This window comes from Sphingobacterium olei, from assembly GCF_005048855.1.
GTDB classification, from domain to species: domain Bacteria; phylum Bacteroidota; class Bacteroidia; order Sphingobacteriales; family Sphingobacteriaceae; genus Sphingobacterium; species Sphingobacterium olei.
Genome location: NZ_SUME01000009.1, coordinates 77,764 through 93,967 on the forward strand (window position 1 = coordinate 77,764; position 16,204 = coordinate 93,967).

Annotated in this window: 14 protein-coding genes; 7 read left to right on the forward strand and 7 right to left on the reverse strand. The window is 36.6% G+C overall.

Annotated features, from left to right (window positions below):
- Window positions 1–202 precede the first annotated feature (202 nt).
- Both FAZ15_RS18865 and FAZ15_RS18870 read left to right on the forward strand, forming a co-directional pair.
- On the forward strand, window positions 203–1,930 hold the full coding sequence (locus FAZ15_RS18865; RefSeq protein ID WP_136902872.1) for an MFS transporter: 1,728 nt from the start codon (window positions 203–205) through the stop codon (window positions 1,928–1,930).
- Between the two features lie 200 nt (window positions 1,931–2,130).
- Window positions 2,131–2,991: an N-acetylglucosamine kinase gene (locus FAZ15_RS18870; RefSeq protein ID WP_136902873.1), complete on the forward strand. Its 861-nt coding sequence runs from the start codon at window positions 2,131–2,133 to the stop codon at window positions 2,989–2,991.
- 46 nt (window positions 2,992–3,037) lie between these two features.
- On the opposite strand, the gene FAZ15_RS18875 is transcribed toward FAZ15_RS18870, so the two are convergent.
- Both FAZ15_RS18875 and FAZ15_RS18880 read right to left on the reverse strand, forming a co-directional pair.
- Window positions 3,038–3,733 carry a metal-dependent hydrolase gene (locus tag FAZ15_RS18875; RefSeq protein WP_238387317.1) on the reverse strand — a complete coding sequence of 232 codons (696 nt, stop codon included), beginning with the start codon at window positions 3,731–3,733 and terminating at the stop codon, window positions 3,038–3,040.
- A gap of 34 nt (window positions 3,734–3,767) precedes the next feature.
- Window positions 3,768–4,076, reverse strand: coding sequence for a YbaB/EbfC family nucleoid-associated protein (locus FAZ15_RS18880; protein WP_136902874.1), 309 nt, complete (start codon window positions 4,074–4,076; stop codon window positions 3,768–3,770).
- 104 nt (window positions 4,077–4,180) lie between these two features.
- Between FAZ15_RS18880 and FAZ15_RS18885 the strand changes: the two genes are divergently transcribed.
- Window positions 4,181–4,669: an ABC transporter substrate-binding protein gene (locus tag FAZ15_RS18885; protein ID WP_136902875.1), complete on the forward strand. Its 489-nt coding sequence runs from the start codon at window positions 4,181–4,183 to the stop codon at window positions 4,667–4,669.
- A 36-nt stretch (window positions 4,670–4,705) separates the two neighbouring features.
- On the opposite strand, the gene FAZ15_RS18890 is transcribed toward FAZ15_RS18885, so the two are convergent.
- Complete coding sequence (locus FAZ15_RS18890; RefSeq protein ID WP_136902876.1) at window positions 4,706–5,596, reverse strand: hypothetical protein; 891 nt, start codon at window positions 5,594–5,596, stop codon at window positions 4,706–4,708.
- Window positions 5,597–5,787: 191 nt separating this feature from the next.
- Here FAZ15_RS18890 and FAZ15_RS18895 point away from each other — a divergent pair, with 191 nt between their 5' ends.
- Window positions 5,788–6,375: a thymidine kinase gene (locus FAZ15_RS18895; protein ID WP_136902877.1), complete on the forward strand. Its 588-nt coding sequence runs from the start codon at window positions 5,788–5,790 to the stop codon at window positions 6,373–6,375.
- A gap of 148 nt (window positions 6,376–6,523) precedes the next feature.
- On the opposite strand, the gene FAZ15_RS18900 is transcribed toward FAZ15_RS18895, so the two are convergent.
- A complete protein-coding gene (locus FAZ15_RS18900; RefSeq protein WP_136902878.1) occupies window positions 6,524–7,036 on the reverse strand; it encodes a glutathione peroxidase in 513 nt (170 codons plus the stop codon).
- A gap of 16 nt (window positions 7,037–7,052) precedes the next feature.
- Window positions 7,053–7,916, reverse strand: a complete 864-nt coding sequence (locus tag FAZ15_RS18905; protein ID WP_136902879.1) for an N-acetylglucosamine kinase — start codon at window positions 7,914–7,916, stop codon at window positions 7,053–7,055.
- Window positions 7,917–8,081: 165 nt separating this feature from the next.
- Here FAZ15_RS18905 and FAZ15_RS18910 point away from each other — a divergent pair, with 165 nt between their 5' ends.
- Window positions 8,082–9,827 (forward strand): M61 family metallopeptidase, encoded by a 1,746-nt coding sequence (locus FAZ15_RS18910; RefSeq protein ID WP_136902880.1) that lies wholly within the window; start codon window positions 8,082–8,084, stop codon window positions 9,825–9,827.
- 25 nt (window positions 9,828–9,852) lie between these two features.
- Here FAZ15_RS18910 and FAZ15_RS18915 read toward each other — a convergent pair whose 3' ends face one another.
- Window positions 9,853–10,356 carry a hypothetical protein gene (locus FAZ15_RS18915; protein ID WP_136902881.1) on the reverse strand — a complete coding sequence of 168 codons (504 nt, stop codon included), beginning with the start codon at window positions 10,354–10,356 and terminating at the stop codon, window positions 9,853–9,855.
- Between the two features lie 171 nt (window positions 10,357–10,527).
- Between FAZ15_RS18915 and FAZ15_RS18920 the strand changes: the two genes are divergently transcribed.
- Window positions 10,528–12,294 carry an AMP-dependent synthetase/ligase gene (locus FAZ15_RS18920; RefSeq protein ID WP_136902882.1) on the forward strand — a complete coding sequence of 589 codons (1,767 nt, stop codon included), beginning with the start codon at window positions 10,528–10,530 and terminating at the stop codon, window positions 12,292–12,294.
- Entirely contained in the window at window positions 12,278–13,294 is a 1,017-nt protein-coding gene (locus FAZ15_RS18925; RefSeq protein ID WP_136902883.1) for a YihY/virulence factor BrkB family protein, read from the forward strand. Before FAZ15_RS18920 ends, FAZ15_RS18925 begins: the two co-directional genes overlap by 17 nt.
- 58 nt (window positions 13,295–13,352) lie before the next feature.
- Here the strand turns inward: FAZ15_RS18925 and FAZ15_RS18930 are convergent, their stop codons facing one another.
- On the reverse strand, window positions 13,353–16,064 hold the full coding sequence (locus FAZ15_RS18930) for a carboxypeptidase-like regulatory domain-containing protein (RefSeq protein WP_136902884.1): 2,712 nt from the start codon (window positions 16,062–16,064) through the stop codon (window positions 13,353–13,355).
- Between the last annotated feature and the right edge of the window lie 140 nt (window positions 16,065–16,204).

Sequence of the window (16,204 nt, forward strand, 5' to 3'; positions counted from 1 at the left end):
CGAACCAGAACAAATTTGAGAATGCACAAAGAAAAACATAACTATTGTAAAAACAAAAAAAAAATAAAAAAAGTTTTCCGAAACAGGAGATATTAACGGTTTATTTTTAAATAAATTGATTTAGCAATAAAATAAATTAAGAAAAACTATTTTAATTCTCAAAATTAAGTTCGTAAGTTTATCCCCGATAAAACCACAAAATATGAACGATAAACTGAAAGAAACCAATTATCCTGCCTTATACACCTTAATTGTTGTATTCTTTTTTTGGGGATTCATTGCCGCCGGCAATAGTATATTCATCCCATTTTGTAAAAACTACTTCCATTTAGATCAATTTCAATCGCAATTGATAGACTTTGCTTTCTATACAGCTTACTATATAGGAGCATTACTTCTTTTCATCTTCAGTACTTTCTCCGGAAAAGATATTGTTGGCAAATGGGGCTATAAAAAAAGTATTGTTTACGGTCTCCTTTTTTCTGCATTGGGTGCTGGCGCAATGATCATTGCGGTAGAGGTCAATTTGTATATCGGTATGCTCATAGGACTATTTATAGTCGCACTGGGCTTTTCTTTACAACAGACCGCGGCGAATCCTTTTGCCGTGTTATTAGGAGATCCGAGAACAGGTGCATCTCGTGTAAACTTAGGTGGTGCCGTTAATTCATTCGGTACGACAATAGGCCCTCTTGTTATTGGCTTTGCTTTATTTGGCACATTCGAAACTATTTCGGACACGGAAATTGCTAATTTACCCCTTAACAAAGTAATATACCTTTATATTGGAGTTGGATTACTCTTTATATTGGCTGCTGCTTTATTCCATTTTTCGAAAAAAGTTCCTGCCGGAATTAACAACGAGCCAATGGAATCGGCCAATAAAGCGAAAAACATGCTGATCATTATGACCATCTTGTTGTTGCTAATGTTTGTTCCGGTATTCTTAAGCTACAAAAGTGATACAGCCTTACAGCTTGAAGCTTTAAGTGCACAATTAGCAGGCACGACCGATGCAAATACGATCGCGCAACTACAGAATCATATTACGGATTTAAGTCACCCTCTCGAACTCCAACGCATGGCTTGGCTATTTGGCGCTTTAGTCGTAGTAGTAGGATGTTTGATATTAGCCTATAACAAAGCATCTAAAAAACCGCAGGGCTGGGGCGCTATGAAATATCCGCAATTGGTCCTAGGAATGCTGGCTCTATTTATTTACGTAGGCGTGGAAGTAGCTATTGGCAGTAACCTGGGTGAACTTTTAAAATTAGAAGAATTTGGGAATCTGCAGTCTTCCGAAATAACACCCTATATTTCCATGTATTGGGGAGGTATGATGATCGGTCGATGGGCAGGTGCTATTAGTGCGTTTGAATTTTCTAGATCAACCAAACAGATACTGTTGGTTATTGTTCCCCTTCTTGCATTTGCATTAATCATTGGTGTTAACACCGTCGCAGGGTTTGACATGTCTCACCTCTATTTCTTTCTTGCCTGTGTAGCTGTTCAAATTATTGCATTTTTTCTAAGTAAAGAAAAACCGGTTCGTACCTTAATTATTTTTGGTACATTAGGCCTGTTATCCATGTTGATCGGGTTGTTCTCGGTTGGAACCACAGCGATATATGCATTCTTAACAGGCGGTTTAGCCTGCTCCATCATGTGGGGATCTATATTTAGTCTTTCCATTTTGGGGATCGGAAAATATACGGAGCAGGGATCGGCATTTTTAGTAATGATGATCTTAGGTGGTGGTATCATCCCTCCTATACAAGGAAAGTTAGCTGACATTATTGGCATCCATAATTCTTATATATTACCATTGTTGGGATTTGTTTATATTATACTTTTTGCTTTCTTAGCGAGAAACTTTTTGAAGAAGCAAAATATAGATACGGATAATATCCAGGCCTCAGCTAGTCATTAATCAATTACTAATTGTACAAAATACACTAAGAAATTTTATTTAAAAATTGGCTTCTAAACATGTTTAGAAGCCAATTTTTAAATATTAACGATTTCCATGTTAAAATTAAATTAAAGTTGCGTGTTGTTTTTTGTTTAGAAAAATGTATCTTCGGAAAGCATATAAACATTGAATACTGAAAAAAATTTAAACAAACAACAATGATAATTATTGCAGATGGCGGATCCACCAAGACCAATTGGTGCCTATTAGATGATAATCAAAAAAAGATTTATTTTAACACGGAAGGGTACAATCCTTACTTTGTAGATAGCGAATACATTCTCAACTCTTTGAAAAAAGGTCTTCCGAATGATTTGCCTCTAGACAAGGTAAAAGAAGTAAATTATTACGGGGCAGGAGTTCATAATGAAGAAAAAGCGAAAATTGTAGCAGATGCGATTGAGGCGCTGTTTCCCAATGCAAAAGTTGAGATTGGTCATGACCTTCTTGCTGCTGCACGCGCATTACTAGGTAATGAAGCGGGTTTTGCGGCTATTTTGGGTACAGGCACAAATACGTGCATTTATGATGGCAATGAAATCACCTTCAATATCAATTCAGCAGCCTATATATTAGGTGATGAAGGGAGTGGATGTTATATTGGAAAGAAGTTATTAACAGATTTTGTTCGTGGTCTAATGCCAACAGATGTTTCGAAAGTTTTCTTCGAGACTTATCAACTTACACCTGATGAAATTATTGATAATGTATATACAAAACCATTAGCAAATCGTTTCTGCGCAAGTTTTAGTAAATTTGTATACGACAATAATGTAAATATTGAATATACACGTAAAATTGTAGATGATGCATTCGAAGCTTTCTTCGCTAATTTGGTAAGTAAATATCCAAATTATCAAGAGTACACATTCAACTGTATCGGATCTGTTGCTTACAATTTCCGAAACGTACTTGAATATAAAGCGACTCAATATGGAATGAAAGTTGGAAAAATCATCCGTTCTCCAATAGATGATTTAGTTAAATTTCACATCGAAAGAGCTGTTGAGAAGAGCTAAAAACGAAAGCCACATTAAAAATGTGGCTTTCGTTTTTATAAAGAATTTATAAGATTATAGTTTCTCCTATAGAAGGGAGTTCTAATCGCAATTCGGACTCCTGAAATAATGCTATAGCTTTCTTTTTGTCTATAGCAATAGGAGGAAAAGTGTCGTAATGTATACCAACAATGTTTTTACAATTTATAAATCCGGCCGCTTTTACCGCATCGAACATATCCATTGTATAATGCCCACCGATTGGTAGAAAAGCCCAATCTAAATCTAAATCATCCAATAATTTCATCTCCAATGTCAAACCGGTATCTCCTGCAAAATAAACTCTTCTATCTCCTATAAAGAAGACATAGCCACAAGGAAATCCGCCATAATTTCCGTCTGGAGTAGAATTGGTATGGAGCGCATACACCATTTTCACTTTACCAAACGGCAAGGTTAATGTCCCGCCGAAATTAAATTCAATGACGTTTTCCGACTCTACGCCTTGCTTTCTTACCCATTCCGCGGTTTCGACAATAGCCACAACAGTCGCATTGCTCTTCTTTTGAATCCGCTCCATGTCCGCCACATGATCTTGATGCCCGTGCGACAAAAAAATGTAATCCGGTTCTATAGAACTGATATCAATATATTTTGCTAATGGGTTATAGGTAATAAATGGATCTAAAAGCACTTTAGTCCCGTTAAAAGTAAATTCGACACAAGATTGTCCATAATATGTTACCGAAATCTGATCCGCCATCTCATTATAAATTTAGTATGTACAAAAAAATCTACTAGCCCTTGTTAAACAAATTGCCCAATCCACCAAGCATATCCTGTGTAGCAGCTTGCATTTCGGTTTGGCTGACATTCTCCGCCTGCACTAATGCTTTATTCAATGCGACAATTAGCAATTCCTCAATTTGTTCCTTATCTCCATCCTGAAACATTTCGTCACTGATGATTATCTCTTTAATCTCCTTATTTGCGGTAGCAACGACGCGTACCTTCCCTCCTTCTGCCTCGCCTGATACAGAAATATTAGTCAATCTAGCTTTGATTTCTTCTGCTTTTTGTTGAGCTTGAAATAATTTATCGAACATAGTTTTTATGTATTAATATTTAAGGCAAGTTACGAAATCAGTATTGTAGCTCAAAATTCAGCATTGTATTAGGTTAATACAAAAGAGCTAGTTACCTTTGCAATATGGCAAAATACGAAGAACTAATTGAGGCATTAAAATCAATTAATCCGGAAGAAGCAGCGCGTTTGGAAGAAGAAATTGATATTATTATACATAAGTTAAAATTCCTTCCGGTAGAAAGTTTTTCCAATGTGATTTTACTGAATCAACAGGAAGATTTTGAACCGTATACCTCTACTGCCATAGCTGAAAAAGTAAAAATAGCAGGCGGCAGCTTGATGGAAAGTCTAGATTCAAATCCCGATAAAATTATTATAATACAACGAGACGAATCGCTTTACAGTACGCTCCCATTACTCCTTAGTCAACCTGTGATTATACATTCGAAAGCTTTCGCAAATAACGCAATTTATATCATCCATCGCAGCGAATTCGATAAAAAAGATACAGACTACCTCTCCGATACCGAAATTTTAGCCGAGATATTGCAGCCGAAATATTTCTTCTACGGAAGAGATGGGATCGACTGGGTTAAATTTGAAATAAACTAAAAAATAAGGGCCTGAAAATTTTCAGGCCCTTATTTTTTAGTTTAAGAATTTCTTTCGAAGGATAATATATAATTTATCAACAGTCTGCGGCTTTTCTGACCAGCCGTTCTTCAATGCATAGTTAGATTGTAAAAATGCATCTGCCTCAGCAAAATTATCAAAACGGTTTAACAGCTCTACCGCTTCACTATAAGCCAAACTGTACCCATTGAACAGGTCTTTTATAAACAAAAGTTTATCATTTAAACTGATAGCAGATTTCAAATCTAAGATGCGTTCACTTGAGGTAGAAGTCTGAAATTGTTGTGTGAAATTTGTTCCAGTTTGTTTTTGTTGTTGAATCATCTCATTTAGAGTAAGTGGACGGGAGGGTTTCACAGGTTCTTCAAACCTTACCGACTTTTCCTCCACTACCACTTCATTCACAACCGAAGTTTCAACTACCGGTTCTTTAACAATTTCGGCTTGTACACGAGATACTGGTTGCTCGAAAGTTTGCTTTTGAATGATAGGTACCTCTTGTTTCGGAACTTCCACGATTTCCTCTATTACTTCTTCAACAACATCATCCTGAGCAGTCTCGTCTTGTGTCGATACATCATTAGTAACATTTTTTTCTACAATCTCTTCCTCTATTTTTTGTGCATCTAATTCTTTGTGTTCCAATTCAAATGATGGCGGTGTAAAAATAGGACTAGAAATCTCATTTTGTTGATCTACTGTATTATTTTCACTCTTTACCGAAAAGTCCGTTGTCAAATTTCTCAAAGCGTCGATATGGACAGACAAATAATCGATTTTACCAGCAAGCAAAACCAATTCTACCGGATCTATATTCTCTTCTGCTTTTATATCGGCATATTGCGAATTTATTTCTGCCAATAAAGTATCGATTTTCGTGAACAATTGTGATTTAGACGTTGCCATTAGATATATTAAAATTTATAGTAATCATTAAATTTGATAAAGAAATATGATGAATAAAATCTCTTGATTCTGATGCAGTTCAAAAATATCTCTCGCACTCATACCTCAAAAATAATATATAATTTCGATATTCGTGCAGAAGTATCACAGGTTTTATAGAAACTTAACAGTTTCTGCTCTACATTCAAATTATGCTTTTTTCGGAACACAATTTCAACAATAGAAATAGACAGGTAGGGAGTATTGAAGTCATTTGTGGCTCTATGTTTTCGGGAAAAACAGAAGAATTAATACGTCGGATGAGAAGAGCACAATTTGCAAAACTTAAGGTAGAAATTTTCAAACCATCCATGGATATCCGCTATGCAGATAAAGAAGTTGTATCGCATGATAGCAATAGCATTCACTCCACTCCTATCAACCACTCTTCTGCGATACTACTACTCAGCAGCGATACAAAAGTAGTTGGAATAGACGAGGCTCAATTTTTCGACGACGAATTGCCAAATGTTTGTATCCAATTGGCAAATAAAGGCATTCGTGTCATCGTTGCCGGATTGGATATGGATTATCAGGGAAGACCCTTTGGACCGATACCGAATCTTCTCGCTATCGCCGAACACGTTATTAAAGTGCATGCAGTATGTATGCAATGTGGAGCTCCTGCAAACTATTCATATCGTTTTAACGACAATAAAGACATCGTTTTACTGGGCGAAAAAGAAAGCTATGAACCGAGATGCAGATATTGCTACTATAAATTAGTTGAATCTATTTAACAGAGATTTAATATTATATAACAAAATTTAACGAATACAGCCCGTACCTTTGTAAGGTACTTAGGGTAAGGTACTTCATAAAAATTAGGTTTATTGTTGGTTAGTTAGAAAGGAGCTTTGATAATTGAAAAGCTCCTTTTTTGCGCTCTTACAATTTACTAACAATGCTTTTGTCAAGCGGTGTTACCACCGAACGATATCGGTGTAACAATTTCCCTTTTTCGTCAATTAAATATTTTTCAAAGTTCCATTTTATATTACCGGTAAAATCTGGATTAGCTTGCGCATTCAAATATTTGAACAAAGGATTTATATCATCGCCTTTCACCTCTACTTTTTCAGAAAGAAGAAATGTAACACCAAAGTTCTTCTCGCAAAACGATTGGATCTCAGCGTTAGTACCCGCCTCTTGGTTTCCAAAATTGTTTGCCGGAAAACCAATGACGACAACCTTATCACCGTAAAGGGTATGCAATTCCTGCAATTCTTTATATTGTTTGGTGAAACCACAGTTAGAAGCTGTGTTCACGATCAAAATTTTCTTTCCTTTGAAATCTGACAGGCTTACTTTTTCTCCATACATGGAAGTAAAAGAAAAATCGTAGATAGATGTTGGTGGGATAACCATATTCAACATCATAATTAAAGACATGATAAGCATATTTTTTCTTTTTATATTATATCTGTTGGTAATTCATCTCGCGCTGAATTACAAATTCATAGAGTTCTTCTATTGGTGATTTCAAAATTTTACCAACCCGTACACCATGCAGCTCGCACACTTCACGAAGATGCATGTCAAAATGATAAGCTATCCTACCCACAAAGTTACATTCGTATTCCCAATAATTGGGATAGCTCATTACATTTGTCCGCGCGTATTCATCAAATCCGTTTCTCAGCAAGTTATCGATAAAGGGATGTAACCTATTTTCACTCATAAACTCGGCAAATGACGCCAAATATGAATTAGCCCGCTCCTTTTGGTATACGTTTTTAATAACGATATCTTTTGTCAATCTGTATTTTTCACCAAATGTCTTTGCTAGATCTCGAGGCATTTTTTCATATAGGTAACTTGTTATTAACTGTTTGCCAAACCAAGATCCTGATCCTTCGTCTCCGAGCACATATCCATTACCATTGTGACTTGGTGATAGATTTTCACCGTCAAAAAAACTAATATCTGACCCAGTACCTATCGTAGAGACGTAGCCTTTCTTATGTCCACAGGTGGCATAAGCAGACCCCAATAAATCACTCTCTACCGATATAAAAGCATGTGGAAATAAATTTGTAAGGGCGTTGGAGACAATCTCCCGTCGATCAGGTGTAACACAACCTGCACCAAAAAAATACACCTCTCTTATCTCATCGATATACGGGATAATTTCAGGGACTTCTTTCATCACTTTTTCAATATCCTTTTCACTCATAAAGAATGGGTTCAAGCCTTTAGTTCTAAACTGCAAAGGTTTGCTATCTGGAACATTCAACATCCAATCTGAGCTTGACGAACCACTATCAGCCACTAATATCATAGTTATACTATTTTTTAGGTATCTACTCGCACCTCAAACTTAGATAAATTTACTTTTATATGCAACAACCTCTCCCTTGAATCCGACAAATATTTATTTTGAAGTAGGCTACATTAAAGGTAATTTTGTCCATTAACGTCATTCACGCAATAGCTTTTTCTTATTATGTCTTTACCATCCATATTTTTCCATGTATCTTTTATTGAACCTCAAGCTCATTATGCAGAAATAACCATGCGAATTAAGGGACTACAGAAACCTTTTATAGATGTAAAAATGCCTGTATGGGCACCGGGCTCTTATCTAATACGTGAATATGCCAAAAATATAGAACGGTTCCAAGTATATACTTCTTCCGAAGAATTGATTCCACATGAAAAGATCTCTAAAAATACGTGGCGTATATATTCCGACAATAGTGACATCCGAATTCGTTATAGCGTATATGGTTTTGAAAATTCGGTACGTACAAATTTCATAGATGATTCCCATGCATTTCTAAGCCCAGTGGGAACTTTTATGTACGTAGACGATTGCCTAGACTATCCCGTGCAGGTTCAGATTGAAATGCCTGATTTTTGGTCGAAAATATCTACTGGATTGGAAAAATCTATCGGTTTAGTGAACACTTATAAAGCGCCGAATTTTGACATTTTATTCGACTCTCCTATTGAAATTGGCAACCAAGATACCTGGTCATTTGATATCGAAGGAACATTGCATGAATGTGCCATGGTAGGTGGAGGAACTTACGACAAACATAGACTTACTCAAGATATCAGAACCATTGTAGCGGAAGAAAATCGAATCTGGGGTTCCAATCCCAATGCATACTATCTCTTTATTACCCACAATTATCAAAATAGTAGTGGCGGACTAGAACATCTCAATTCGACCGTACTCGCCACTTCAAGATTCAGTTATACTCAAGAGACAACTTACAAAAGCTATCTAAGCTTAATCGCGCATGAATATTTTCACCTCTGGAATGTAAAAAGACTAAGACCTAAAGCATTAGGTCCTTTTGATTATGAAGCCGAAAACTATACAACTGGGCTTTGGATCATGGAAGGGTTTACATCATATTATGACAATCTGATCATTAGGAGATGTTCCTTTTATGACGAAAAAGAATATCTTCAGATGCTTGCGGTAGATTTCAACACCGTATATAATAGACCAGGATATGAAATACAAAGTGCGGCATTAGCAAGTCATGACACCTGGATAAAACAATATCGGCCAGATGAAAATTCACACAATACCAGTATTTCCTATTACAATAAAGGAGCGATGCTTGCCGCGGCATTAGATTTAAAAATACTTGCTGAAACTGGTGGTCAACAACGTCTAGACGATGTACTTAAAAGGGCTTATCAGAAATTTTATCTAATAGAAAACCGAGGGTTTGAAGAACATGAACTGATGGAACTCATACATCAGACTACCAATGTGGATGTGTCCGAAATATTCCAGGCTGCACACAGCCTAGAGGAACTGGAGTACAATTTATATTTCAATAAGGTGGGCTACGAAATTGTCGATCTTAATACAGGCTTACAACCTCTTTCAATGGGTATAAAAACTATAAACAATGATACACGAATCATCGTTAAAAATGTAGATCGCGATTCAGGTGCTTGGAAAGGGGGAATTAATGTAGATGATGAAATTATTGCCGCTAATGGTTACCGCGTGGATCCTACTGGTCGCACAATCGATTACATTTTAACGAACTCCAAAGAGGGTGATCGCGTAAGTCTGATCGTCGCACGGGACGGGTTAATCAAAAATCTGAATATACAACTCCAGTATTCCAATAAAAAATCTTTGATCGTTCAGCGTAAGGAAAACGCCACTGCCGAAGAGAGAAGATTGGGGAATATATGGATTGCTTTAGATCAAAAATAAAGGGTGATTTTTATCACCCTTTATTTTAAAACTTGTAACGTATAGAGAGACCAAAAGGATCAATCAATCGGATTGAACTCTCTTGTATAAAATCAAAATAAGGTTTTACATCTAACGATACGGCTAAAGGAGTTGTAGGTATATTATACTCCACACCAATAATACCGTCCACACTAAGGGCTAATTCCGAAGAAGAGTTTATCTGTTCTCCGGCCACATTTCTGTACGCTTTGTATTTGTAACTTCCTACACTTCCACCTACACCGTAAAACCATGAAAAATCTCCAGTAAGGGGTTTATGCCATTCGTATAAACCGACCATTCTAAAACGACTTGATCTTGAATTACTTTGTACACTCAGGATACCTTCAATTGCGCGATCTTCAGCCAACGTATACCGATAAGTAATACCGGTCGCACTACCGAATCTTGCTCCTATCGCATGCTGACTAGGAAGCTGAGCGAATGCATCTTTACCAAAAAATAAAACTGTACCTAATAAAAAAATACTGCGTAGCGTGTTCTTCATATATAAACTTTAAAATATTCAACTGTCAAAAGTAATACTATTTTTAAACGTATAAAATTAAAAATAGGTATATATTTAATGACAATTAATGTTCGCAAAGAAGAGTTATTTTCTTATATTTAGAACAGTTGATCAGAAACAAATTATAAACACATATTAAATTCTACGTATATGGGCACTGCAACTAGATTATTCGACTTATTAAAAGACAGTATTCACACTTCGTCTAAACAACTTCTTGTCGCAAAGCGCCATGAAAATGGATGGCGTGAATACGAAATAAAAGAAATATTACAAATTGTAGACGATCTAAGTAAAGGACTGTTAGCTAAAGGCTTAAAAAAAGGTGACCGCATAGCGCTTATGTCGGGAAATAGACCCGAATGGAATTTCATAGATTTCGCTTGTAATCAACTAGGGATCGCATTAGTTCCCCTTTATCCTACCTTATCCAGCCAAGATTTATCGTATATTGTAAAAGACGCAGATGTAAAATATGTATTTGTCAGCAATAAAGATCTAGCATCAAGAGTCGATGCTGCAATTATCGAAAGTCAACTTAGCCTTGGCATCTACACCTTTGAAGATGTTGCTGACAAATCAAATTATAAAGAGCTTATCGAACTGGGAAAAAAACAGGAGATAGACCTTATACCTTATAATGATGCCGTGGATGAACAAGATTTGCTGACGTTGATTTACACTTCAGGTACCACCGGAAAACCTAAAGGTGTATATTTAACGCACAAAAACATACTAAGCAATGTGAATGCTTCGGCGCATCTATTGACAGATGATTATAGAAAAGCGCTTAGCTTTTTACCACTGTGCCACATTTTTGAACGTATGGTCGTATATCTCTATATTTCGAAAGGTCTCCATATCTATTATGCAGAAAATCTGGATAACATTGTCTTAGACATCAATGATGTGAAACCCGATCTATTTACCACTGTACCACGCGTTTTAGAAAAAGTGTACGATAAGGTGGTCGAAAAAGGAAAGGCATTGACCGGTATCAAAAAATCCTTGTTTTTCTGGGCACTGGATTTAGGGCACAAATATCAAGAACCACCTTTAAATAGCTGGTGGTACAACTTTAAATTGGGTGTTGCACGTAAATTAATTTTTTCCAAATGGAAAGAAGCATTAGGCGGAAATATCAAATTAATTATTTCTGGAGGGGCGGCACTACAAGAGCGCCTTGCTCGGGTATTCTGGGCTGCAGATATCAAAATCTTGGAAGGTTATGGACTAACCGAAACATCGCCGGTAATCGCAGTAAACTCCTGGGTCGAAACTGACGTTAAATTCGGAACAGTAGGCCGTGTTCTTGAGAATCTGAGTGTAAAAATCGCGTCGGATGGCGAAATTTTAGTAAAAGGACCTTCCATTACACCTGGCTATTATAAAAACGAGGAAGCAACCAAAGAAACGATCGATGAAGACGGCTATTTCCATACCGGAGATATTGGTGAATTGACAAAAGATGGCTTTTTACGGATTACAGATCGTAAAAAAGAAATCTTTAAAACCGCTGGAGGTAAATATGTAGCACCACAGGTACTGGAAAACAAATTGATGGAATCTACGTTAATAGGTCAAGTGATGGTAGTCGGTGAGAATCAACGTTTTCCTTCTGTTTTAATTGTACCAGCTTATGAGGAGTTGGAAAAATGGAGTAAGTACAAAGGAATATCCAGCAGTTCGCGGGAAGATCTTATAAAAGATGATCAGGTTCTTTCCAAATATCAACAAGAAATAGAAAAAGCAAATGCTAATTTTGGTCAGTGGGAAAAAATCAAAAAATTTATACTTTTAACTACGGAATGGACCATCGACAACGGCGAACTGACTCCGAAATTATCTTTGAAGAGAAAGGTTATATTACAAAAATATGAGAGCCAAATAAAAGAAATATATGCAGAGCACCAATAATACGAATACAACAACAGAGAAAGAATCTTTTTTAGTAAAAGCAAAAGGGTTTGGTCGATTACTAATAGATGCAGGAAATGGATTTCTAGAAGATAAATGCATGAAACTCAGTGCATCCTTAGCGTACTATACTGTTTTTTCCATCGGACCGCTAATTATAATCTTGATTTGGGCACTCGGATTTTTCTACGGTAATCACTTGGATGCATCAGGTGGTGCCCGCGAAGAAGTAATGGATGAACTGAATAGTCTTTTTGGCCGGGATATTGCAATATTGCTAGAAGGAGCTATTCAGAAAATATCATTTGAAAATCAATCTAATATCGGTCTGATCATCGGTATATCTACCTTAGTCATCACTTCAACAACTATATTTTTAGATATTCAGGTGTCTATCAACGAAATCTGGAGAGTAAAACCAAAACCAAAAAAAGGGTGGTTAAAATTAATCATCAATAGGCTCATTTCCTTCTCAATGATATTGGGTTTAAGTTTTCTGTTAATGGCGTCCCTCCTAATTAGTAGTATTATTGGCGTTTTCACCTCACATCTGGAGAAGCTGTTGGATAATTGGAATATTCAGTTGTGGGATTCTCTGAATACAGGAATCACTTTTCTAGTCATCGCTGTGCTATTTGGTTTTATTTTCGCTGTTTTACCTGATGCAAGAGTCCGGTTTAAAGATATTTTAGGAGGGTCATTGTTTACAGCTTTCCTTTTCATGGTCGGCAAATATGGCATATCATTCTATCTGTCAAATAATGCAACAGCAACGGCCTACGGCGCTGCCGGTTCAATTATTATTCTTTTAGCCTGGGTTTACTATTCTGCAGCCATATTATACTTCGGAGCGGAATTCACGAAAGAATATGCCATAAAATATGGAAGAGGAATACAACCCGCTTCCTTCGCCGTGCTCGTAAAGCAAACGGAGCTAGAAATTGATCCAGAAACAGGCAAGCGAGAAATAGTCAAGAAACATAATGAACCTGTGAAATGATAATAGCCCGACAAATTCCGGGCTATTATGCATTATTAATTACCTACTTGCAAGTTGTCTATTTCACATTATAATAGTAAACTGACCGTCCTATTTTTCCCGCATCGTCTATTCCTTCTACAACTACTTTATATTTACCATTCCCATCCGCATTATAATAATCCAGACTAATCTGCCCATTCTCATCAATCACTACAGAAGGGTTCCAATATACTGTACTACGATAATCATTCGTATTTCTACTTTGATCGGTATCGTATTTGGGAGAATAAAATACGCGTTCTTTAATATATCCTAACGGATACATATCAATAACATTAGATTTAGGCAACAAGGCTTCTATTTCCGCAAGTGACATACGTGGTCCTTTTGGTTTTTCTTTTTTTGTAATGATAGACACAACACCATCATTTTGATACATACGGCTCACCGTACCCAGGTCATCACGTAGAAAGATCTCTATAGCTTCTACCTCAGCGGTCTGTATGGAATTAAGTGAGGGTTCATCAATTGGCATCCCATTTAAGAAAAACTGTACAGGAGTACGACTACCTTGGTTATAATTTCGGGTAATATAATATCTTAAAGTCTGCGAATCGTAAGTGACACCCGTAAGCATGGTGTTCAAACACATGGTTAACACATTACATCCACTCAGGCGCTCTCCTTCTATGCGATGATCGGCCATCGAAAGCCCTGATAAAGCCGAAAACTCTTTACTCGTACGCTGGGTTCTAACGACTCCGGTAACCGTTACCTCGTCGATGAGAATAGACGTTCTATATTCGTTCCTGCTATTCATAAGATAGGCTGTAAGTTGTTGATCTATATTTAGAACTTCGTTGCTCGTATACGGATTTCTGAGATCTATAGCCGGGTAAAAAGATTGATCCATATTAATGACCAAATTACGGTAATTATCATTACTTCTTGCATTTATCGTTACTTTGACTGAATCAGGAAATACTAAATTTTCAAACGAAAATCGTCCACTCTGGTCTGTATAGGTATCCTTACGTAACGCACGTGCAGGCACCGATAATAACAGCCCTCCATTTGGATAAGGTCTACCTGTATTCAAACGTAATGTACCAGATAAAGAGATGCCTTGCTCTGGTAAAAAATTTACTTGCGGAAATTTTTCGGCAATCAATTCATCATAGTCAAATCTCCGGAATCCTTGTGTCATCATTAACGCATCCAATGCTTCGGCACGATTTTCTACTTTTTCGTCAAAATAAAAGCTAGGCTTTTCAACATATCCCTTCAAATCTGAGGTCAACAACAAACTACTTACAATTGTATTTTCCTGATGGTCATCATACGGAACTTTCGCTTCATCTATGACAGACACCGAAAGATGACTGGGTAATTTTTCCGTCGAAATATTCGTAATATCTAATTTAACGGCTTCCTTTTTGTTATAATCTTGCTTATTTGATTTGACCTGAATATTCAAATCAGAATTCCCATTATTAAATACCAGGCGTTCACTAATGGGTTTGCCTTGCGGAGTCAAAACGGTGAATTGTACAATACCACTTGGCAATTCATCTTTGGGTACAGAAATCAATAAGGATGAATTTTTTAGCGTAGCCTGAGCTGCATAAACCAAGTGTCCATTTAGCTGCGCTAAAATATAAAAAGAGGAATTTTGAATCTTTGAAAAGTAATTTTCACTGGTAACAAGACCTATTTGAATAGCGTTATCATCCGATTTATGATAGACTAAATTTACGGCCTCTTCTTTAACGGCAGGCAAATCAAATGTACGTTCTGGTTCGTCTTGAATAGTTATCACCGCTTTATAAGATTCACCAGTCTGGGGTAGCAATGAGAAATACCCCATCCCCAAACCTAAATCTGAAAATTCCGCTACTGTGTTTTTTTTACCATCGATTATCTTCCCTTTTACAGCTAAACCCTTTCCATTGGGCCCAATAGCCTTGAAGGCAACATTTTTTGCAATACCAGCAATTAAGTCCCCTCCTTCCGGAAAAAATTGAATATCCGTATCCGTTAATGCATTTTTAAGTGGAAAGTCTCCTACCAAAGCATTAGCACTTTCTCCTTCGACTTTTACGATCAAACGTCCATTTTTCAGTATTTCTTTATCTTTCGAAGAGAAGGTGATAGTCGCTCTTCCCATATCATCAGTTTCAGATTTGCCTTTGTCAAATGGATCCCACCCATCGATCGCCTCCCAAGTGATTTTTCGTTTGCCTAATAAGTCGCCTCTGCCATCTTTGAACTGAATCTGTGCTTTAGTTTTATTACCCTCCGATATATAAGTAATCGTCGTTCCTAATTTTTTATTGATCGCATCACCTACAGGAACGATTTTATTAAAGAAAAATGAACCATCAAAATTCATCATCCATTTTGTATATGCTCTAAATCGATAATTGTCTTGCTTTACATATTGCGGATCAAGCACTAAATATCCATTTCCAGTACCTTTATCTAACGGAATCCGTAGTGTTTGTACGAGGGAATCTCTTCCATTAATGATTTCTACATAACCTACTTTACTGGGTTCGTATTCCACTAAATTGCGGTGTAGATACATTTTAAACCACAAGGTATCACCTACTGCGTAATAAGGTTTGTCAAAATGAAGATGCACTTTCTCTACTGGATAAACACCAAAATACTTCTGTACACGCTCTACAACTGTATTAATTGGAATTTTGGGTAATTCCTGGCCCTTAGAAGGTAAAATGATCAGCACAAATAATAAAAGGAATAATAAACTTTTGATTTTGTTCATAAGACTAAATTAACAGAAATAAAATGATTCATCAAGAACGCAACGGTCATACTCCTGCCTTGACCAAACATTAAATTTAGCTAAAGATAAAGAATTTTATTTTTCCAAATCTTTAAAAGAAGTTAAGATTTTCCAACAGT